This is a genomic window from Streptomyces sp. NBC_00704 (assembly GCF_036226605.1).
Lineage (GTDB): Bacteria > Actinomycetota > Actinomycetes > Streptomycetales > Streptomycetaceae > Streptomyces.
In genome coordinates, this window is record NZ_CP109000.1 from 2,039,836 (window position 1) to 2,060,074 (window position 20,239).

23 protein-coding genes and 1 pseudogene are annotated in these 20,239 nt (G+C 74.2%); 6 read left to right on the plus strand and 18 right to left on the minus strand.

The features are described from left to right. Positions 1–6 precede the first annotated feature (6 nt). From OG802_RS09005 to OG802_RS09025, 5 genes are read left to right on the plus strand one after another with little or no spacing between them, the layout of a single operon-like run. Positions 7–1,182, plus strand: coding sequence for an ADP-ribosylglycohydrolase family protein (locus tag OG802_RS09005; protein ID WP_329408849.1), 1,176 nt, complete (start codon positions 7–9; stop codon positions 1,180–1,182). After that, positions 1,170–2,558, plus strand: a complete 1,389-nt coding sequence (locus OG802_RS09010) for an ADP-ribosylglycohydrolase family protein (protein WP_329408851.1) — start codon at positions 1,170–1,172, stop codon at positions 2,556–2,558. The genes OG802_RS09005 and OG802_RS09010 overlap by 13 nt, the downstream gene beginning before the upstream one ends. After that, the gene (rbsK, locus tag OG802_RS09015; protein ID WP_329408852.1) at positions 2,555–3,448 is read left to right on the plus strand and encodes a ribokinase; all 894 of its coding nucleotides are present in this window, start codon (positions 2,555–2,557) and stop codon (positions 3,446–3,448) included. Before OG802_RS09010 ends, rbsK begins: the two co-directional genes overlap by 4 nt. Then, positions 3,445–4,641, plus strand: coding sequence for a CaiB/BaiF CoA transferase family protein (locus OG802_RS09020; protein ID WP_329408854.1), 1,197 nt, complete (start codon positions 3,445–3,447; stop codon positions 4,639–4,641). The genes rbsK and OG802_RS09020 overlap by 4 nt, the downstream gene beginning before the upstream one ends. Further along, on the plus strand, positions 4,638–5,471 hold the full coding sequence (locus OG802_RS09025) for an HpcH/HpaI aldolase/citrate lyase family protein (RefSeq protein WP_329408856.1): 834 nt from the start codon (positions 4,638–4,640) through the stop codon (positions 5,469–5,471). Before OG802_RS09020 ends, OG802_RS09025 begins: the two co-directional genes overlap by 4 nt. Positions 5,472–5,864: 393 nt before the next feature. Here OG802_RS09025 and lgt read toward each other — a convergent pair. From lgt to hisI, 11 genes and pseudogenes are all read right to left on the minus strand, one after another. Then, a pseudogene (gene lgt, locus OG802_RS09030) lies at positions 5,865–6,684 on the minus strand (prolipoprotein diacylglyceryl transferase); the annotation flags it as partial. Positions 6,685–6,780: 96 nt separating this feature from the next. Further along, positions 6,781–7,557 carry a DsbA family protein gene (locus OG802_RS09035; protein ID WP_329408859.1) on the minus strand — a complete coding sequence of 259 codons (777 nt, stop codon included), beginning with the start codon at positions 7,555–7,557 and terminating at the stop codon, positions 6,781–6,783. 77 nt (positions 7,558–7,634) lie between these two features. Next, complete coding sequence (trpA, locus tag OG802_RS09040) at positions 7,635–8,453, minus strand: tryptophan synthase subunit alpha (protein WP_329408861.1); 819 nt, start codon at positions 8,451–8,453, stop codon at positions 7,635–7,637. Beyond that, positions 8,450–9,733 (minus strand): tryptophan synthase subunit beta, encoded by a 1,284-nt coding sequence (gene trpB, locus OG802_RS09045; protein WP_329408863.1) that lies wholly within the window; start codon positions 9,731–9,733, stop codon positions 8,450–8,452. Before trpB ends, trpA begins: the two co-directional genes overlap by 4 nt. Before the next feature lie 113 nt (positions 9,734–9,846). After that, positions 9,847–10,020 (minus strand): tryptophan biosynthesis modulator TrpM, encoded by a 174-nt coding sequence (trpM, locus tag OG802_RS09050; protein ID WP_329408864.1) that lies wholly within the window; start codon positions 10,018–10,020, stop codon positions 9,847–9,849. A 21-nt stretch (positions 10,021–10,041) separates the two neighbouring features. Further along, complete coding sequence (gene trpC, locus OG802_RS09055; protein WP_329408866.1) at positions 10,042–10,851, minus strand: indole-3-glycerol phosphate synthase TrpC; 810 nt, start codon at positions 10,849–10,851, stop codon at positions 10,042–10,044. 194 nt (positions 10,852–11,045) lie between these two features. Continuing rightward, positions 11,046–11,480: a DUF2752 domain-containing protein gene (locus OG802_RS09060; protein ID WP_329408868.1), complete on the minus strand. Its 435-nt coding sequence runs from the start codon at positions 11,478–11,480 to the stop codon at positions 11,046–11,048. Between the two features lie 107 nt (positions 11,481–11,587). Next, positions 11,588–11,839 carry an HGxxPAAW family protein gene (locus OG802_RS09065; protein WP_329408870.1) on the minus strand — a complete coding sequence of 84 codons (252 nt, stop codon included), beginning with the start codon at positions 11,837–11,839 and terminating at the stop codon, positions 11,588–11,590. Between the two features lie 144 nt (positions 11,840–11,983). After that, positions 11,984–12,634, minus strand: coding sequence for a TIGR02234 family membrane protein (locus OG802_RS09070; RefSeq protein ID WP_329408871.1), 651 nt, complete (start codon positions 12,632–12,634; stop codon positions 11,984–11,986). Between the two features lie 98 nt (positions 12,635–12,732). Beyond that, the gene (locus OG802_RS09075) at positions 12,733–14,217 is read right to left on the minus strand and encodes an anthranilate synthase component I (protein WP_329408873.1); all 1,485 of its coding nucleotides are present in this window, start codon (positions 14,215–14,217) and stop codon (positions 12,733–12,735) included. 11 nt (positions 14,218–14,228) lie between these two features. Further along, complete coding sequence (hisI, locus tag OG802_RS09080; RefSeq protein ID WP_329408874.1) at positions 14,229–14,678, minus strand: phosphoribosyl-AMP cyclohydrolase; 450 nt, start codon at positions 14,676–14,678, stop codon at positions 14,229–14,231. Between the two features lie 130 nt (positions 14,679–14,808). On the opposite strand from hisI, the gene OG802_RS09085 reads away from it, so the two are divergent. Beyond that, on the plus strand, positions 14,809–15,444 hold the full coding sequence (locus OG802_RS09085; RefSeq protein WP_329408876.1) for a TIGR03085 family metal-binding protein: 636 nt from the start codon (positions 14,809–14,811) through the stop codon (positions 15,442–15,444). 55 nt (positions 15,445–15,499) lie between these two features. Here the strand turns inward: OG802_RS09085 and OG802_RS09090 are convergent, their stop codons facing one another. From OG802_RS09090 to OG802_RS09120, 7 genes are all read right to left on the minus strand, one after another. Further along, positions 15,500–16,768 (minus strand): MFS transporter, encoded by a 1,269-nt coding sequence (locus OG802_RS09090; protein WP_329408878.1) that lies wholly within the window; start codon positions 16,766–16,768, stop codon positions 15,500–15,502. 12 nt (positions 16,769–16,780) lie between these two features. Then, the gene (locus OG802_RS09095; protein WP_329408879.1) at positions 16,781–17,368 is read right to left on the minus strand and encodes an ArsR/SmtB family transcription factor; all 588 of its coding nucleotides are present in this window, start codon (positions 17,366–17,368) and stop codon (positions 16,781–16,783) included. 187 nt (positions 17,369–17,555) lie between these two features. Continuing rightward, positions 17,556–18,311 (minus strand): imidazole glycerol phosphate synthase subunit HisF, encoded by a 756-nt coding sequence (hisF, locus tag OG802_RS09100; protein ID WP_329408881.1) that lies wholly within the window; start codon positions 18,309–18,311, stop codon positions 17,556–17,558. Then, positions 18,308–18,706 (minus strand): RidA family protein, encoded by a 399-nt coding sequence (locus OG802_RS09105; protein ID WP_329408883.1) that lies wholly within the window; start codon positions 18,704–18,706, stop codon positions 18,308–18,310. Before OG802_RS09105 ends, hisF begins: the two co-directional genes overlap by 4 nt. Continuing rightward, a complete protein-coding gene (priA, locus tag OG802_RS09110) occupies positions 18,703–19,428 on the minus strand; it encodes a bifunctional 1-(5-phosphoribosyl)-5-((5-phosphoribosylamino)methylideneamino)imidazole-4-carboxamide isomerase/phosphoribosylanthranilate isomerase PriA (protein ID WP_256914149.1) in 726 nt (241 codons plus the stop codon). Before priA ends, OG802_RS09105 begins: the two co-directional genes overlap by 4 nt. After that, positions 19,425–20,078: an imidazole glycerol phosphate synthase subunit HisH gene (gene hisH / locus OG802_RS09115; protein WP_443055207.1), complete on the minus strand. Its 654-nt coding sequence runs from the start codon at positions 20,076–20,078 to the stop codon at positions 19,425–19,427. Before hisH ends, priA begins: the two co-directional genes overlap by 4 nt. Further along, positions 20,075–20,239: a hypothetical protein gene (locus OG802_RS09120; RefSeq protein WP_329408889.1), complete on the minus strand. Its 165-nt coding sequence runs from the start codon at positions 20,237–20,239 to the stop codon at positions 20,075–20,077. The genes hisH and OG802_RS09120 overlap by 4 nt, the downstream gene beginning before the upstream one ends.

Here is a 20,239-nt window from a genome sequence, read left to right on the forward strand (position 1 = left end):
CGGGACATGACGCCCAAAGCATCACAGAGCAATGGCGCGACGCTGGACGAACGTGTCACCGGCGCCCTGGTGGGGGCCGCCGTGGGAGACGCCCTCGGCGGCCCCGTCGAGGGCTACTCCCCCGAGCAGATCCTCCAGCGGCACGGCGGCCGGATCCACGGCATCGTCGGCCCCTGGGACGGCGACGACTGGCGCACCGCCCGCCCCCTCGCGCCGTACCACAAGGGCGACGGGCACGTCACCGACGACACCCTGATGACGCACGCCCTGATCAGGGTCTACGCCACCGTGCGCGACCACCTGGACGCCTACGCCGTCGCCGACCACCTGGTGGCGGACCTGATGACGACGCCCCGCTGGATCCCGGAGCTGGAGGCGCGGGCGCTCCCCCTGCACCGGATCTTCCTCGCGGAGAAATGGCTGGTGGCCCGGCTCCACTACGCTCACGCCGACCCGCGCGAGGCTGGCGTCGGCAACATCGTCAACTGCGGCGCCGCGATGTACATGGCCCCCGTGGGGCTGGTCAACGCGGCCGGTCCGGCGCGCGCGTACGCCGAGGCGCTGGACGTCGCGGGCGCCCACCAGTCGTCGTACGGCCGTGAGGCGGCAGGGGTCTTCGCGGCGGCCGTGGCAGCGGCCTGCGCGCCGGGGGCGACGCCGGACTCGGTGGTCGCGAGCTGTCTGTCCCTCGCGAAGGACGGCACCCGCGCGGCGATCGAGGCGGTCTGCGAGACGGCCGCCCGGCACACCGACGTCGAGTCCGCGCTCGTCCCGCTGCGGGAGGCGGTGGCGCCCTTCGACACGGTCGGGCCCGACTACCGCCGGCCCTCGCTGGCCGCCCGCCGGCCCTCCCGGATCCACGCGATCGAGGAACTCCCGGTCGCCCTCGGCATGTTGCTGGCGGCCGGCGGCGACTACCGGCAGGCGGTGCTCGGCTCGGTGAACTACGGCCGCGACTGCGACTCCATCGCCACCATGGCGGGAGCGCTGGCCGGCGCCCTGGGCTCGCCCGTCCCGGACGAGTGGTCCAAGCAGGTCGCCGACGCCAGCCGGCTCGACCTCTGGCAGCCCGCGGCGACACTCGCCGAGGTCGCCCGGGAGGTCTTCGCCCGCGACGTGGACCGCCGTCGCGCCCACGAGCAGGCGTTTCACGCACTGGGAGGCACGACATGCTCCGACTGACCTGGGTCCAGCCGGAGGACCTCCTCGGCCACGAGCTGCGCCAGGCCGCCGAGGACGGCCGGGAGGCGGGCGCGATCGCCGCCCGCTGGAAGGCCGCAGGCGGCTGCGAGGCGCCGGAGCGGGCGGGCGCGTCCCCGCAGCGCGCCTCCCGCTACCTGCGCCTGCTCGCCGAGGACCTCCTGGACGAACTGGCCGACCTGCCCGGCAGATCGACGGAGGACGAGCCGACGGAACTGGAGGAGATCAGGGCCCTGTGCCCGCAGTGGCCGGCTCGGCCGGACGACGTCCCTCCCCCGGCCGTCACCCCGCTCCGGCTGGAGGCGGCCTGGCTGGGCCGTGCCGTCGGCTGCCTGCTCGGCAAACCCGTCGAGAAACTCCCCCTCGACGCCGTCCGCGCACTCGCCCGCGCCACCGGGAACTGGCCCCTGACCGGCTACTTCACCGCCCGGGGAGTCCCCGAAGCCCTCCTCGGGGCCCACCCCTGGAACCGCCGCTCGGCGGGCACCTCCCTCGCCGAGAACATCGACGGCATGCCCGAGGACGACGACCTCGACTACCCGCTGCTCAACCTGCTCCTGCTGCAACGCCACGGCAGGGACTTCACCACCGCGGACGTCGCCCGGCTCTGGCTCGACCACCTCCCGCCCGGCCGCGCCTTCACCGCCGAGCGCATCGCCCTGCGCAACCTCCTCTGCGGCGTCGAACCCCCGCACACCGCCCGCCACCGCAACCCCTTCCGCGAGTGGATCGGCGCCCTGATCCGCGCCGACGTCCACGGCTGGACCAACCCCGGCGACCCGGCCGCCGCCGCGGAACAGGCCCACCGCGACGCCTGTCTCACCCACACCGCCAACGGCGTCTACGCGGCGATGTTCACGGCGGCCGTCATCGCCGCGGCCGCGGCCGGCGACAGGGACGTCCACGCCTGTCTGCGCACCGGACTGACCGTGGTCCCCCCGCGCTCGCGCCTCCACCGGGCCGTCGCGCACGCCGTCCGGCTCGCCGGGGAACACCCCGGCCCCGACGGCTTCGACACCGTCGTGGACGAACTGCACGCCGTGCACGGGGCGTCCCACTGGGTCCACGCCGTGCCCAACACCGCCCTGATCGCCGCCGCCCTCACCCACGCGGACGGCGACTTCACCCGCTCCGTGCACGGCGCCGTGGCCGGCGGCCTGGACACCGACTCGGCCGGCGCGACGGCCGGCAGTGTCGCCGCCCTCCTCGCCGGCGACCCGGCCGCCCTGCCCGACCACTGGACGGCCCCCCTCAAGAACCGGCTGGCCACCTCCGTCGCCGACCTCGACGGCGTCGGCTTCGACACCCTGGCCCACCTGACCTGGTCCCTCACCCACCGGGAGGCGTCCCGCCCATGACCGACATCGTCGTGCTCGGCAGCACGAACATGGACCTCGTCGCCTACGTCGAGAAACCCCCGCAGCGCGGAGAGACCGTGACGGGACGGGAGTTCCGCACGATCCCCGGCGGCAAGGGCGCCAACCAGGCGGTCGCCGCCGCCCACGCGGGCGGCACGGTCTCGATGATCGGCGCCGTCGGCAACGACGCCTTCGGCGCGCGGCTGCGCTCCACGCTGGAACACTCGGGCGTCAACACCGACCACCTGCGCACCGTCGAGGCGCCCTCGGGCACCGCGCACATCGTCGTCGACGACGAGGGCGGCAACGCCATCGTCGTCGTGCCCGGCGCCAACGCCACCGTCGACCACCTCGCCCCCGGCGACGAAGGCCTCATCGCCTCCGCCGACGCCCTCCTGCTGCAACTCGAGGTCCCGGTGGCCGCGGCCGTCGCGGGCGCCCGGGCTGCCCGCGCCCACGGCGTCAGGACGATCCTCACCCCCGCCCCCGTCCAACCGCTGCCGCCCGAACTCCTCGCCGCCACCGACCTGTTGATCCCCAACGAGCACGAGGCGGCCGCGCTCACCGGGCGCACCGACCCGTACGAGGCGGCCCGCGCCCTGCTGGACAGCGTGCCGGAGGTCATCATCACGCTGGGCGCGGCCGGCAGCCTGTACGCGGCCCGCGGCGCCGAGCCCCTGACCGTCCCCGCCCCGCACGTCACCGCCGTCGACTCGACCGGTGCGGGCGACACCTTCGTCGGCGCCCTCGCCGTCGCCCTCGGCGAGGACCGCCCGGTGCGCGAGGCGCTCGCCTGGGCGGCCGCCGCGGCCGCGCTGTCGGTGCAACGCCCCGGCGCGTCCGCCTCGATGCCCTACCGCTCCGAGATCGAGACGCGGTACGCCTCATGACCGGGACGACTCCTCCCCTGCACGGTGTGCGCGTCCTCGACCTGGCCACCCTCTTCGCCGGGCCCCTCGCCGCCACCCTGCTCGGCGACTTCGGCGCGGACGTCGTCAAGGTCGAGCACCCGGGCCGGCCCGACCCGTCCCGCGGTCACGGCCCCGCCAAGGACGGCGTGGGCCTGTGGTGGAAACTCCTCGGCCGCAACAAGCGCACCGTCACCCTGAACCTGTCCAGGCCCGGCGGGCGCGCCACCCTGCTGCGGCTGGCCGCCACCGCCGACGTGATCGTCGAGAACTTCCGGCCGGGCACCCTGGAGAAGTGGGACCTCGGCTGGGAGGAGCTGTCGGCCGTCAACCCGCGGCTGGTCCTCGCCCGGGTCACCGCCTTCGGCCAGTTCGGCCCGTACGCGCACCGTCCCGGCTTCGGCACCCTCGCCGAGGCGATGAGCGGGTTCGCGGCCATCACCGGGGAGCCGGACGCCGCGCCGACCCTGCCCCCGTTCGGCCTGGCCGACTCGATCGCCGGCCTGGCCACCGCCTACGCCGTGATGACGGCCCTCGCCGCCCGCGACCGCACCGGCGAGGGCCAGGTCGTCGACATGGCGATCATCGAGCCCATCCTCACCGTGCTCGGACCCCAGCCCCTCTGGTACGACCAGCTCGGCTACGTCCAGGCCCGCACCGGCAACCGGTCCGCGAACAACGCGCCCCGCAACACCTACCGCACGGCCGACGGGGAGTGGGTCGCCGTGTCGACCTCGGCGCAGTCCGTCGCGGAACGGGTGATGCACCTGGTCGGCCGGCCCGACCTGATCGACGAGCCCTGGTTCGCGACGGGCGCCGACCGGGCCGCGCACGCCGACGTCCTCGACGACGCGGTCGGCGCCTGGATCGCCGCCCGCACCCGCACCGACGTCCTGGCCGCCTTCGAGAAGGCCGAGGCCGCCGTCGCCCCCGTCCAGGACGTACGGGACGTCATGACCGACCCCCAGTACCAGGCCCTCGACACGATCACCGCCGTCGACGACCCGGAACTGGGCCGCGTCCGCATGCAGAACGTCCTCTTCCGCCTCTCGGCGACCCCCGGCGCGATCCGCTGGGCCGGCCGGCCGCACGGCGCCGACACGGAGGCCGTGCTGACCGAGCTGGGCCTGACCCCGGCCGAGCTGACCGCTCTGCGCGCGGAGGGCGCCGTATGACGACACCCCAGCTGACCTGGCTGTACGTCCCCGGCGACCGTCCGCAGACCGTCACCAAGGCCCTCGGCTGCGGCGCCGACGTCGTCATCGTCGACCTGGAGGACGCGGTCGCCCCGGACCGCAAGGAGTACGCCCGCGCCGCCACCGCCGAGCGCCTGAGCGAACCCCAGCCGGTCCCCGTCCACGTGCGGGTCAACGCCCTGGACACGCCGTTCGCCGCGGCGGACCTGCGCACGCTGGCCGCCCTGCCCGGCGTGCACGGCGTGCGCCTGCCCAAGGTGACCTCGCCGCACCAGATCACCCGCGCCGCGCGGACCGCGTCACGGGCCGACGGCGCGGCCGTCCCGCTGCACGCCCTGCTGGAGACGGCCCTCGGCGTCGAACACGCCTACGCCATCGCCTCCGCCCACCCCGCCCTGCGCGGCATCGCCCTCGGCGAGGCCGACCTCCGCGCCGACCTGGGCGTCCGCGCCGACGCCGGTCTCGACTGGTCCCGCTCCCGCGTGATCGTCGCCGCCCGGGCCGCGGGCCTGGCGCCGCCGCCCCAGTCGGTCCACCCCGACATCCGGGACCTGGACGGCCTCGCCGTCAGCTGCGCCCACGGCCGCACCCTCGGCTTCCTGGGCCGCGCCGCCATCCACCCCCGCCAGCTCCCGATCATCGAACGGGCCTACCTGCCCACCCAGCAGGAACTGGAGGACGCCGAGACGATCGTGAAGGCGGCGGCCACCGACCGGGGCGCCCAGGCCCTCCCGGACGGCCGCTTCGTCGACGCGGCCGTGGTGGCGGCCGCCCGGCGCACCCTGTCGCTCGCGGCGCGCGGCGACTGAACGCGCCCGGACACACGGCGAGGGGCGCCCAGCGAACTCGGGCGCCCCTCGTCTCGTACCGTCGTCGTGCCCTCGGCCGTCAGGCCTTCTTGCCGGCCGACTCCGCTTCGTCCTTCTTCACGCCGTCGCCGGCGGTCCCGGCTTCCCCCGCGCCGTCGCCCGCCGCGCCGGTCTCGGCGTCCGTACCGGCCTTCACGTCCGAAGGCTTCGCGTCCGAGGACTTCGCGGCGGCGGGTTCGTCCCCGGAGCCGGTCTTCGCCGGGTCCTTCTCCGCCTTCTTCGCGGCGCTCACGCTCTCCGCGGGGCTCTCCGCCCCGGCCTCGTCCTTCGACGCGGTCTCCGCGGCTTCGCCGGTTTCGCCGTCCGTTCCGGTCCCGGCCGTGTCGCCGGAGGCGTCCGCTCCCGGCTCGACGACCGCCTCGCGTCCGGGGCGCTTCTTCGCCGAGACGACGATGTACGCCACCGCGAGCAGGAAGACGACCAGCGCGGTCCAGTCGTTCAGGCGCAGGCCCAGAATGTGGTGGGCGTCGTCGACCCGCATGTACTCGATCCACGCGCGGCCCACGCAGTACGCCGCGACGTACAGGGCGAACGCCCGGCCGTGGCCCAGCTTGAAGCGGCGGTCGGCCCAGATGACGAGGAGGGCGACGCCGACGCACCACAGCGACTCGTACAGGAACGTCGGGTGGTAGTAGCCCGGCACCCGGCCGTCCGCGGAGGACGTGATGTGCAGGGCCCAGGGCAGGTCGGTCTCCTTGCCGTACAGCTCCTGGTTGAACCAGTTGCCCCAGCGGCCGATCGCCTGCGCGAGGGCGATGCCGGGCGCGATGGCGTCGGCGTACGCGGGCAGCGGGATGCCCCGGCGCCGGCAGCCGATCCAGGCGCCCACCGCGCCGAGGGCGATCGCGCCCCAGATGCCGAGGCCGCCCTCCCACACCTTGAAGGCGTCCACCCAGTCGCGGCCCTCGCTGAAGTACAGCTCGTAGTCCGTGATCACGTGGTAGAGCCGGCCGCCGACCAGGCCGAAGGGCACCGCCCAGACGGCGATGTCGGCCACCGTCCCGACCCGCCCGCCCCGGGCGACCCAGCGCCGGTTGCCGAGCCAGACCGCGACGAAGACGCCGATGATGATGCAGAACGCGTAGCCGCGCAGCGGTACGGGGCCGAGGTACAGCACCCCGTGCGACGGGCTGGGAATGTAGGCAAGTTCCATGGCAGGGTCGACGCTACCGTGCCGGGCCGGGCCGACGGCGGGCAGCCCGGCTACGGCTCCATAACGGGCGGGTGTGAAGAGGCCTTACCTCCGTGCTCACCCCTGGTCCGCCTCCTCCACCATCCGCTTCAGCTTCGCCGGTGTCATCGACTGGTCCTGGTAGATGTTCTTGCCGTTGAACAGCACGGTCGGGGTGCCGCCGAAGTGGCCGTTGCGGAAGGCCTGGTCGGACTTCACGACCCAGGTGTCGTGCGTGCCGTCGCGGACGCAGGCGCGGAAGGCGGGCGTGTCGAGTCCGTCGACCTTGCCCGCGAGTTCGATCAGCCTGCCGTTGTCGGCGTAGGCGTCCTTCGTCTCCTCGGGCTGGTTCTCGTACAGCACGTCGTGGTAGGCGGCGAACTTGCCGGCGTCCTGGGCGCAGGCCGCCGCGTTGGCCGCCCGGCGGGAGCCGCTGCCGCCCATGTTCCCGTCGATGAGGGTGGCCAGGTGGTACTCGACCCTGAGCTTTCCGGCGTCCGCCAGTTCGTGGACCGTGGGCCGGTACGCCGTCTCGAACCCCTTGCAGGCGGGGCAGCGGAAGTCCTCCCACACCGTGAGCGTGGACTTGGCGCCCTCCTTGCCCACGGGGATCGCCAGCGCGTCCTGGCCCTGGGCCCCGGAGGGGGCCACGACCGGGCCCGCCTTCTTCTCGCCGTCGTCCTTGCCGGAGTTCGCGGCGACGACGCCGATCACCGCGGCCAGGCCGAGCACGCAGACCACGCTCGCGCCGACGATCAGTGTGCGCCGGCGCCGTTCGGCGGCCTTGTGCTTCTCTCGCTCCGCGGCCAGCCGTTCGCGGGCGTTGCGCTTTCCGTCACGATTCTTCTCGCTCACACCCCCAGAACGAACCGGGGAGGCGCATTGCGCCTCCCCGATCCCAGGTCCACCCGTTCGGGTGACCGACCCGCTGGTCACGCCTGGCGGCGCACGCCCTTCGCCAGTTCGCCCGCGAGGGCGCGGACCGCTTCGACGCCGGCCGCGTCGTCCGCAGCGTCCAGCATCCGCTTGACGAAGGCCGAGCCGACGATCACGCCGTCGGCGAAGCCGGCCACCTCGGCGGCCTGCCGGGCGTCGGAGACGCCGAGGCCGACGCAGACCGGCAGGCCGGAGCCGGTGGCCCGGGTCCGCTCCACCAGGTCGTGGGCCTGCTCGCCCACCGACTCACGGGTGCCGGTGACGCCCATCAGCGAGGCCGCGTAGACGAAGCCGCTGCCCGCTGCGGTGATCTGCGCCAGGCGCGCGTCCTGGCTGCTCGGCGCCACGACGAAGACGGTCGCGAGGCCGTGCTTGTCGGCGTGCTCCCTCCACAGCGCGGACTCCTGCACGGGCAGGTCGGGCAGGATGCAGCCCGCGCCGCCCGCCTCGGCCAGCTCGGCGGTGAACCGCTCGACGCCGTAGCGGTCGATGGGGTTCCAGTACGTCATGACCAGGATCGGCCTGCCGGTGGCCTCGAACGCCTCGCGGACCGTGCGCATGACGTCCGCGATGCGCACCCCGCCGCGCAGGGCGATGTCGTCGGCGGTCTGGATGACCGGGCCGTCGAGGACCGGGTCGCTGTGCGGCAGTCCGACCTCGACCACGTCCGCGCCGCCGTCCAGGACGGCCTTGACCGCCTCGATGCCGCCGTCCACGGTCGGGAACCCGGCCGGGAGGTAGGCGATGAGCGCGGCGCGGTCCTCGGCCTTCGCGGCGGCGAGGGTGTCCGACAGCAGCTGGATGTTCCCGCTCACTTGGCGTCCCCCTCGATCTCCGCGGTGTCGGCCGCGTCGGCTGCGACCTCGGCGTCGGTGTCGTACAGCCCGAAGTACCGGGCGGCCGTGTCCATGTCCTTGTCGCCGCGACCGGACAGGTTGACGACGATCAGCCCGTCCGGGCCGAGTTCCCGGCCGACCTCCAGGGCGCCGGCGAGCGCGTGGGCGCTCTCGATGGCCGGGATGATGCCCTCGGTGCGCGACAGCAGGCGCAGCGCCTGCATGGCCGCGTCGTCGGTGACCGCGCGGTACTCGCCGCGGCCGGTGTCCTTGAGGTAGGAGTGCTCGGGGCCGATGCCCGGGTAGTCCAGGCCCGCCGAGATGGAGTAGGGCTCGGTGATCTGGCCCTCGTCGTCCTGGAGGACGTAGGAGCGCGAGCCGTGCAGGATGCCGGGCTCGCCCGCGGTGAGGGTCGCCGCGTGCTCGCCGGTCTCCACCCCGTGTCCGGCCGGTTCGCAGCCGATCAGGCGCACCCCGGCGTCCGGGATGAAGGCGTGGAAGAGGCCGATGGCGTTGGAGCCGCCGCCGACGCAGGCGACGGCGGCGTCGGGCAGGCGTCCGGCGCGCTCCAGGATCTGGCGGCGGGCCTCGACGCCGATGACGCGGTGGAAGTCGCGGACCATCGCCGGGAAGGGGTGCGGTCCGGCGACGGTGCCGAAGAGGTAGTGGGTGCGGTCGACGTTGGCGACCCAGTCGCGGAAGGCCTCGTTGATGGCGTCCTTCAGCGTGCGGCTGCCGGACTTCACCGCGACGACCTCGGCGCCCAGCATGCGCATCCGGGCCACGTTGAGGGCCTGGCGCTGGGTGTCGATCTCGCCCATGTAGATGGTGCAGTCGAGCCCGAAGAGGGCGCAGGCGGTGGCGGTGGCGACGCCGTGCTGGCCCGCGCCGGTCTCGGCGATGACGCGGGTCTTGCCCATGCGCTTGGTGAGCAGGGCCTGGCCGAGCACGTTGTTGATCTTGTGGGAGCCGGTGTGGTTGAGGTCCTCGCGCTTGAGGAAGACCCGGGCGCCGCCGGCGTGTGCGGCGAACCTCGGCACCTCGGTGAGGGAGCTGGGGCGGCCGGTGTAGTGGACGAGCAGGTCGTCCAGCTCACGGGCGAACTCGGGGTCGTGCTTGGCCTTGTCGTACTCGACGGCGACCTCGTCCACGGCGGCGACGAGCGCCTCCGGGATGAACTTGCCGCCGAACGCGCCGAAGTAGCCCTCGGCGGTGGGCACCCGACCCTCGGGGTCGGGAATGAAGAACTCGCTGGGCATGCGGAAACCTCACGGTGGGACGGTCTGGTGTGCGGACACGAAACAGCGCCGTGGGGCGGGGGTCGTCGGACGGCTGACGGCCGTCCATGGCTCGACGTGCAGTTCCCCGCGCCCTAGGGGCGCGGCTGCCATCGCATGCCGTTCACCTGGCCGGGCTCGTCCCCGATGACGTAGCGCACCCGGCGGCCGTGCACCCGGCGGGCGGGCGCGCGGCAGCCACGGGGGCGGCAGCCGCGCGCGAGGCGGGCGTACCGGTCCGTGGGCGTCCGGGAGGGCGTGGGAGTCATCGGGGCAAGCCTAGCGAAGGATCAGCCGCGGCCGTGGCGCAGTGCGGGGTGTTCGCCGGCCGCCACCAGGTCGGCGACCGCGGTCTTCGGGTCGCGCCCGGTCACCAGGGACTCGCCCACCAGGACGGCGTCGGCGCCGGCGTTGGCGTAGGCGATGAGGTCGTGCGGGCCGCGCACCCCGGACTCGGCGATCTTGACGATGTGCGCCGGGATCTCGGGGGCCACCCGCTCGAAGGTGCCCCGGTCGACCTCCAGGGTCTTGAGGTTGCGGGCGTTGACGCCGATCACCTTGGCGCCCGCGTCGACCGCGCGGTCGACCTCGTCCTCGTCGTGGACCTCGACGAGCGGGGTGAGGCCGATGGAGACGGCACGCTCGATCAGCGATTCGAGGACCGACTGCTCCAGCGCGGCGACGATCAGCAGCGCGAGGTCGGCGCCGTACGCGCGGGCCTCCCACAGCTGGTACGAGGTGACGATGAAGTCCTTGCGCAGCACGGGGATGTCGACCCGCGCGCGGACCGCTTCGAGGTCGGCGAGCGAGCCGCCGAAGCGGCGCTGTTCGGTGAGGACGGAGATGACGGCCGCGCCGCCCGCCTCGTAGTCGGCGGCCAGGCCGGCCGGGTCGGCGATCGCGGCCAGCGCGCCCTTGGAGGGGCTGGAGCGCTTGACCTCGCAGATCACCTTGACGCCGTCGCCCCGGAGCGCGGCGACGCCGTCCTTGGCCGCGGGGGCCTTGGCCGCGCGTTCCTTGAGCTCGTCGAGGCCGACGCGCGCCTGCCGCTCCGCGAGGTCGGCACGGACTCCGTCGATGATCTCGTCGAGCACACTCACGCGAGCGGCCCCCTTCCGATGCCTGCGAGACGGTGGACAGTTCCAGCGACCCGTGGAGAAAAAGGTGGTCACTGCGATGGTATCCGGAGGAGGGCGAAGGCCTCGCATCCGGTCGGCGTCGGTCGCCGCGCGCCCTCGGGCCGGCCGCTTCCGGCGGCGGGCGGGAGGCGCCGCCACGGGACGCCCGCCGCCGGTCAGGGGTGCAGCAGGCCGCCGAAGGGCAGGTTGCGGACGACCGTGAAGGCCAGCAGGACCGCGCCCAGCGTCCACAGCCGCACCGGGGTCAGCTCCACGCTCATGGGGCGTCCGCGTGCCGCGCGGATCGCCCAGACGGTCCACAGGACCGCGAAGCCCAGGTAGGCGACGACGGCCATCGCGTTGTCGTGCAGGGCGCCGGCGAGGTCCCCGTGGACGAAGGCGTGCGCGCTGCGCAGGCCGCCGCAGCCGGGGCAGTACAGGCCGGTGACGCGCAGCAGGGGGCAGACCGGGTAGTGGCCGGGTTCGTGGGGATCGACGGCCCCCACGTACGCGAAGGCGGCGGCGACGGCCGCGAGGATCCCGGCGGGCACGGCCAGTCTGCCCGCGGCGGTCGGCGTCACGCGCCGGGTGTCGGCGTTCACGCCTCGCATTCTGCCCCGGCGGGGCGCCGCGCGCGCGTGAGGGGCGGCCGGATGCCGGCCGCCCCTCACGAGGTCACGAAGTCACCAGGTCACGAAGTGACGAGGTCCGGCGGGACTCAGCCCTCGACGCCGGCGGGCTTGGCGGTCGCCGAGACCTGGTGCACGGGGTGCGTCTCCTTCGGCTGGCCCAGGCCCGCGGCGCGCATGGCCGCGCCGACGACGCCGCCGAGTGCCACGATCACCATGCCGGCCCAGAAGCCGATCGGCTCGGCCATCACCATGAACAGGCCCGCGACGGCGAACCCGACGAAGGCGATGGTGACACCGGTCCAGGCGGCCGGGGTGTGTCCGTGGCTGCTGCCCGCCATGACTTGCTCCTCATTGCTGTCTGTGTGTCCGTCCGAGCCGGACGCTCGTCGTCCATTGTCCCGTACGCGCGGGCGCGCCGGACGCGGGGGTCGGGGTCCCGTCGAGTCTGTTTCGCCACACCGCGGAGCGGGGCGGCGGGCCGGTCAGGCCGGGTCCATGCCGGTCGGGTCCTCGCCCCGGTCCAGGGCCTTCCACATCTCCTCGGGCCGCTCGGGGTCGGCGGGCCGGGCCGTGCGGCGCGGGCGCGGGGAGCCGTCGCGCTCGTAGCGGCCCGACATGGCGGGCCAGCGGCGGCCGTGGCGCAGGGCGAGCAGTCCGGCGAGGAGGATCAGGGCGCCGCCCACGGCCGCGGCGTAGGGCCACGCGGTGTGGCTGAACGAGGCGACGGCGGCCGAGGTGTCGCCGGTGGCCCTGGCGGCCTGCTCGTCGAGCGCGGAGCTGTCGCCGGCGCCGATGAGGGCGGCGGCCATGATCCCCGCGCCGGAGAGCGCGAGCAGGGCGGAGACGGCGAGCCGGCCGGCCCTGCGGACGGCGAAGACGGCGACGAGCGCGGCCAGGCCCACTATGGCGAGCGCCGCGGGCACGCCCGTGACGTCGCTGCCCCGGGCGGTCAGCGAGAAGGGGCCGCCGGCGACCGTGGCGGTGCCCTCGGACCAGCGCTGGCGGGTGGCCAGCAGGGTCACGGCCGAGCCCAGCGCGCCGCTCAGCAGGGCGACGGCGAGGCTTCGGCGGCTCGACCGGGCGGCGGGGGATTCGGGGCGTGGGGGAGGAACGGCAGCAGTCACGTACTCCACTATCGCCTGAACCCCGGGCAGACCGGCACCCGGGGCTCACGTGAGACGCGTCCTATCTGTTCGCCTCTGTTCGCGGACCCGGCCGCGAGGCGCCCCTGTCAGCCGAGCCGGTTGGCGGTGTGGACGGCGCGCAGGACCGCCGCGGCCTTGTTGCGGCACTCCTGGTCCTCGGCGACCGGATCGGAGTCGGCGACGATGCCCGCCCCGGCCTGGACGTAGGCGGTGCCGTCGCGCAGCAGGGCGGTGCGGATGGCGATGGCGGTGTCCGAGTCGCCCGCGAAGTCCAGGTAGCCGACGCAGCCGCCGTACAGGCCGCGCCGGGAGGGCTCCAGCTCGTCGATGATCTGGAGGGCGCGCGGCTTGGGCGCGCCGGAGAGGGTGCCGGCGGGGAAGCAGGCGGTGAGGACGTCGAAGGCGGTGCGGCCCGGCGCGACCTTGCCGGTGACGGTGGAGACGATGTGCATCACGTGCGAGTACCGCTCGACGGACATGAAGTCGACGACCTCGACGGAGCCCGGCTCGCAGACCCGGCCCAGGTCGTTGCGGCCGAGGTCGACGAGCATGAGGTGCTCGGCGCGCTCCTTGGGGTCGGCGAGGAGTTCGTCGGCGAGGGCCTGGTCCTCCTGCGGGGTGGCCCCGCGGTGCCGGGTGCCGGCGATGGGGTGGACCATGGCGCGGCCGTCCTCGACCTTGACGAGGGCCTCCGGGGAGGAGCCCACGACGTCGAAGCCGTCGAAGCGGAAGAGGTACATGTAGGGCGAGGGGTTCGTCGCCCGCAGGACGCGGTAGACGTCCAGCGCGCTCGCCGTGCACGGCGTCTCGAAGCGCTGGGAGGGGACGACCTGGAAGGCCTCGCCCGCGCGGATGCGCTCCTTGATGTCCTCGACGGCCTCCCGGAAGTCGGGGCCGCCCCACAGGGCGGTGTAGTCGGGGAGTTCGGAGGGCGGCAGCACGGCCGGGGGCTGGGCGACCGGGCGGGAGAGGTCGGCCTCCATGGCGTCGAGGCGGGCCACGGCGTCGGCGTAGGCCTCGTCGACGCCGGTGTCGAGGTCGTTGTGGTTGATCGCGTTGGCGATCAGCAGGACGGAGCCCTCCCAGTGGTCCATGACGGCGAGGTCGCTGGTCAGGAGCATGGTGAGTTCGGGGAGCCGCAGGTCGTCGCGCTCGCCGGGGCCGACCTTCTCCAGGCGGCGCACGATGTCGTAGCCGAGGTAGCCGACCATGCCGCCGGTGAAGGGCGGCATGCCCTCGGTGTGCGGGGTGTGGAGCGTCTCGATGGTGGCGCGCAGCGCGGCGAGCGGGTCGCCGTCGACGGGGACGCCGACGGGCGGGGTGCCGAGCCAGTGGGTGCGGCCCTCCCGCACGGTGAGCGTGGCGGCGCTGCGGACGCCGACGAAGGAGTACCGGGACCATCGAAACGCGGTGCGGCCGTTCTCCGCGGACTCCAGGAGGAAGGTGCCGGGGCGTTCCGCGGCGAGCTTGCGGTAGAGCGCGACCGGGGTGTCGCCGTCGGCGAGGAGCTTGCGGGTGACCGGAATGACGCGGCGGTCGGAGGCCAGCTTGCGGAACGTCTCGAGGTCCATGGCGGCTGACCTTACTGACCCGCGGCCGGGAGGCCGGAATCGGCGGCCGCGGCGTCGGCGGCGGGGGCGGCGACGGTGGCGGCGGCTTCGGTGAGGAGGACGTCGGTGTCGAAGCAGGTGCGGGCGCCGGTGTGGCAGGCGGCGCCGACCTGGTCGACCTTGACGAGCACGGTGTCCGCGTCGCAGTCGAGGGCGACGGACCTGACCCACTGGTAGTGGCCGGAGGTGTCGCCCTTGACCCAGTACTCGCGGCGGCTGCGGGACCAGTAGGTGCAGCGGCCGGTGGTGAGGGTGCGGTGCAGCGCCTCGTCGTCCATCCAGCCGAGCATGAGCACCTCTCCGGTGTCGTACTGCTGGGCGATGGCGGGGACGAGTCCGTCGGCGCTGCGCTTGAGGCGCGCGGCGATCTCGGGGGCGAGGGCGCTGCTCGCGGGACGGGCGGGCTCGGGCGTGCTGGTCATGGGTGCCATTGTGCCGCGCGCCACTGACAGTGACGGCGGGGCGTCCAGTGGGTGGGCGGCGGCCGGCCGGGCGGTGGCGCGATCCCGGCGGGTGGGCGCGGCCGCGGCGTCGCCGCCGTAGGCTGGCCGCATGTCGACTTTCGCCAAGCGTGAACGGCTCCTGCTCGCCGACCTCTTGGAAACGGCGGGCCCCGACGCGCCGACCCTCTGCGAGGGCTGGCTGACCCGGGATCTGGCGGCTCACGTGGTGGTGCGCGAGCGCCGCCCCGACGCCGCCGGGGGGCTGCTGATCAAGCAGCTCGCGCCCCGGCTGGAGCGGGCGATGGAGGAGTTCGCGGCCAAGCCGTACGAGGAGCTCCTTCAGCTGATCCGCACCGGTCCGCCGCGCTTCTCGCCGTTCCAGCTCAAGCAGCTGGACGAGGCGTCGAACACGATCGAGTTCTTCGTCCACACCGAGGACGTCCGCCGGGCGCGGCCCGAGTGGACGCCGCGCGCCCTCGACCCGGTCTTCCAGGACGCCCTGTGGACGCGGCTGGAGCGCACCGCCCGGCTGATGGGCCGCGGCGCGCCGACGGGGCTGGTGCTGCGCCGCCCGGACGGCCGTACGGCGGTCGCCAACCGGGGCACACCGGTGGTGACGGCGACCGGGGAGCCGTCGGAGCTGCTGCTGCTCCTGTACGGCCGGCAGAACGTCGCCGCGGTGGAGCTGGACGGCGAGAAGGAGGCCGTCGAGCGGCTGCACGGCGGCAAGCAGCTCGGCATCTGACCTGCCGGGCTTCGACCCGCCGGGCTCCGGCCCGCCGGGCGCGCTCCGCCGGATGTCAGCGCGGGAGTTCCGCGCGGCGCAGGGCGGGCACGGCGAGGGCGACGATCCCGCCGAGCCCGCAGACCCCGGCGCTCACGACGAACACCGGCCCGGTGCCCCAGACGCCGACGGCGGCAGCGGACAGCGGCATGCTGAGCGGCGTGAGCCCGAGGCTGACCAGGCTGGCGACGGCGGTCACACGGCCGAGGTAGGCCGGGTCGGCCTGGGTCTGGAGCAGGGCCGCGCACACCGCGCCGCTGAGCCCGGCGAGCAGCCCGATGAGCACGGCGGTGCCGACGGCGGCGGCGAGGGCCGGCGCGAAGGCGAGGGCGCCGATGGCGGGCGAGCCGGCCAGGAGCGACCACCCGGCGACCCGGCCGGCGTGCGGGAGCCGGCCTCGCAGGGCGAGCAGGAGTGAGGCGGCGCCCGCGCCGGCGCCGAACCCGGACAGCACCCAGCCCATGCCGGAGGCGCCCCAGCCGCGTTCGTCGGCGAGCAGGGTCAGGCCCACGTTGAGCGGTCCGACGAAGCCGAGGTCGCCGAGGGCGATGGCCACCGTGAGCGGGGCGAGGACCGGGTGGCGGCGGATGTGGCGCAGGCCGGCCACGAGGTCGGCCCGGGCGGTCCGGCCGCGGGCGTCCGGGGTGTCGTCCGCGGCGTCGTCCGGCGGAAGGTCCCGCATCCGCACCCGGAGCAGCAGGGGCAGGGACAGGGCCGTCAGCAGTCCGGCGAGCCCGAACGCGGCGGCCGCGCCGCCGACGGCGACGCCGAGCCCGCCGAGGGGCGCGCCCACGATGACGGCGAACCGGTAGGCGAGGCCGCGCATGCCCTGGACGCGGGCGAGCTGGCCGCGGTCGGCTATGCGGGCGGGCAGCGCGCCGACGGCGGGGACGAACACGGCGTCCACCGTGCCGAAGACCAGGGCGAGCACGGTGAGCGGCCACAGGCTGGGGCCGGTGAGGAACAGCAGTGCCGCCACCGCGAGCACGGCGGCGCAGCGCACGGCGTCACTGGCGATGACGACCCGGCGCGGCCCGAACCGGTCGGCCAGCACTCCCCCGCCCAGCATGAGGACGGCGCGGGGCAGCGCGCTGACGGAGAGCACCAGTCCCGCCTGCGCGGGGGTGCCGGCCTGGACGGCGGCCCAGGACAGGGCGACGTAGTAGACGCCGTCGCCGGCCATCGAGGAGGCGTAGGCGCCCAGCCAGCGCAGGACGTTGCCGTCGCGGTGGGCGGGGCGCTCGTCGGCGGCGCGGGCGGCGGACGTCCGGGACGCGGTGGTCATGGCCGGGGCCTCTCAGGTGCGGAACGGGAAGCCGTACAGGTGCAGGGCGACGTTCTCGCGCCCCTCGGTGTCGCCCGCGGCCTCGGCCGCGCGCCCCTTGTCGACGTAGCGGGTCATCAGGGCGTCCACCTCCCGGGACAGCTCGGCCAGTTCGGCGGAGGTCAGCCGGGAGAGGTACTCGGAGTCGAACGAGGCGCTGTTCCACTCGGGGTCCCAGAAGGCGCGCTCGTCGAGGTGGCGGTGGTACAGCTCGCTGCGGTGCGCGAAGAAGAGCCGGGAGGCGGAGCGGTGGGCGGCGGCCTTCTCCGGCGCGTCACGGAAGTCCTCGTCGTGGATGCTGACGCCGTCCGAGGCGGGCCGCCACCAGCGCTCGCGCCCGTCGGCGCTCTGCGGTTCCGCCGGTTCGATCAGTCCGTGCTCGGCGAGCTTGCGCAGGTGGTAGCTGACCAGCGAGACGGCCTCGTCGACGAGTTCGGCCAGCCGTGAGGCCGTGGCCACGCGTTCCAGGTACAGGGCCCGGTAGAGGTTCAGCCGCAGGGGGTGGGCGAGCGCCTTCAGCGTGCCCACGTCGGTGATCCGCCGGTTCTGCCTGCCTGTCATGCCCCACACCGTAGAAACGAAGGAGAAATTGCGCAACTGTTCTTGCGCAATTTTTCTTTCGCATCTCGGGACGAGCCGGCCCCGACCGCTCCGGGCGGCCGGGGCCGGCCTCACTTCCCCACGGCGTCAGTACGACGGCGAGGACGTCAGTACAACGGCAACGGCGTCAGCACGCTCGCGCGGAACGTCACCGCACCGGGTGACCTGCTTCGCGCAGCGTGTCCTTGACCTCGCCGATCCTCAGGTCGCCGAAGTGGAACACCGACGCGGCCAGCACCGCGTCCGCGCCCGCCTCGACGGCCGGCGGGAAGTCCGTGAGCCGCCCGGCGCCGCCGGAGGCGATCACCGGGATCCTGACGTGCCGGCGGACCGCCGCGATCATCTCCAGGTCGTAGCCGTCCTTCGTGCCGTCCGCGTCCATCGAGTTGAGCAGGATCTCGCCCGCGCCCAGCTCGGCCGCGCGGTGCGCCCACTCGACGGCGTCGATGCCGGTGCCCTGGCGGCCGCCGTGCGTCGTCACCTCGAAGGACCCCGACGGCGTGCGCCGGGCGTCGACCGACAGCACCAGCACCTGGCTGCCGAACCGCTCGGCGATCTCCCTGATCAGCTCCGGGCGGGCGATCGCGGCGGTGTTCACGCCCACCTTGTCGGCGCCGGCCCGCAGCAGCTTGTCGACGTCCTGCGGGGTGCGCACCCCGCCGCCGACGGTCAGCGGGATGAACACCTGCTCGGCGGTGCGGCGCACCACGTCGTAGGTGGTCTCGCGGTTGCCCGAGGAGGCGGTGATGTCCAGGAAGGTCAGCTCGTCGGCGCCCTCGGCGTCGTAGACCTTGGCCATCTCGACGGGGTCGCCCGCGTCGCGCAGGTTCTGGAAGTTGACGCCCTTGACGACGCGTCCGGCGTCCACGTCCAGGCAGGGGATGACCCGTACGGCGAGCGTCATGCGGGGGCCTCCCCGCGGAACGCCTCGACCTCGACCTCGACGACCAGGCTCGGGTCCACCAGACCGGAGACGATGAGCATCGACGCGGCGGGCCGGACGGTGTCGAACAGCTCCTTGTGCGCGCGGCCCACGTCGTCCACGTCCCGCGCGTGGGTGAGGTACATGCGGGTGCGCACGACGTCCTCACGCCCGAGGCCCAGCTCCGCGAGCGCCGCGAAGGCGACGCCGAAGGCGTTGAGCGTCTGGTCGTAGGGGCCGCCGCCGGCGATCTCGCCGTCCACGATCGAGGTGCAGCCGGAGACCAGCACCAGGCCGCCGGGCAGCTCCACCGCGCGCGAGTAGCCGAAGGCGTCCTCCCAGGGCGCGCCGGTCGCGACGCGTCGCAGCGCGCTCACCGGGCCACCGCCTCCAGGGCCTCTTCCAGGGTGAACGCCTTGGCGTACAGCGCCTTGCCGACGATGGAGCCCTCGACGCCGAGCGGCACCAGCTCGGCGATGGCGCGCAGGTCGTCCAGGGACGAGACGCCGCCGGACGCCACGACCGGGCGGTCGGTCACCGCGCACACGTTGCGCAGCAGCTCCAGGTTGGGGCCCTGGAGGGTGCCGTCCTTGGCGATGTCGGTGACGACGTACCGCGCGCAGCCCTCCTTGTCGAGGCGGGCCAGCGTCTCGTAGAGGTCGCCGCCGTCGCGGGTCCAGCCGCGGCCGCGCAGGGTCGTTCCGCGCACGTCCAGGCCGACCGCGATCCGGTCGCCGTGCTCGGCGATCACCTTGGCGACCCACTCGGGCGTCTCCAGGGCGGCCGTGCCCAGGTTCACGCGGGTGCAGCCGGTGGCCAGCGCGGCGGCGAGGGTGTCGTCGTCGCGGATGCCGCCGGAGAGCTCCACCTTGATGTCCATCGCGCCCGCGACCTCGGCGATCAGCGCCCGGTTGTCGCCGGTGCCGAACGCGGCGTCCAGGTCGACCAGGTGCAGCCACTCGGCGCCCGAGCGCTGCCAGGCGAGGGCGGCCTCGAGCGGCGAGCCGTAGGAGGTCTCGGTCCCGGACTCGCCGTGCACCAGACGGACGGCCTGGCCGTCGCGGACGTCGACGGCGGGAAGGAGTTCGAGCTTGCTCACAGTGTTCCGATCCAGTTGGTGAGGAGCTGGGCTCCGGCGTCGCCGGACTTCTCGGGGTGGAACTGCGTGGCCCACAGGGCGCCGTTCTCCACGGCGGCCACGAACGGCTTGCCGTGCGTCGACCAGGCCACCTTGGGAGCGCGCATCGTCGGGTTGAGCACTTCCAGGGACCAGTCCTGGACGGCGTAGGAGTGCACGAAGTAGAAGCGCGCGTCCGCGTCCAGTCCGGCGAACAGCTCGGAGCCGGCCGGGGCGTCGACGGTGTTCCAGCCCATGTGGGGGACGATCTCGGCCTGGAGCGGCTCGACCGCGCCGGGCCACTCGTCGAGGCCCTCGGTCTCCACGCCGTGCTCGATGCCGCGGGCGAAGAGGATCTGCATGCCGACGCAGATGCCCATCACCGGGCGGCCGCCGGAGAGCCTGCGGCCGATGATCCAGTCGCCGCGGGCCTCCTTCAGGCCGCGCATGCAGGCGGCGAAGGCGCCGACGCCCGGCACCAGGAGCCCGTCGGCGTTCATGGCCGTGTCGAAGTCACGGGTGATCTCGACGTCGGCGCCGGTGCGGGCGAGGGCGCGCTCGGCGGAACGGACGTTGCCGAAGCCGTAGTCGAAGACGACGACCTTCTTCGCGCTGTTCGTCGCGCCGCTCAATTCCACACCTCCAGCCGCACGACGCCCGCCGCGAGACACATCGCGGAGCCGATCGAGAGCAGCACGATCAGGTTCCGGGGCATCTTCTGCTTGACGAAGGAGTAGACGCCGCCGGCGAGGAAGAGGCCGACGACGATCAGGACGGTGGACAGTCCGCTCAT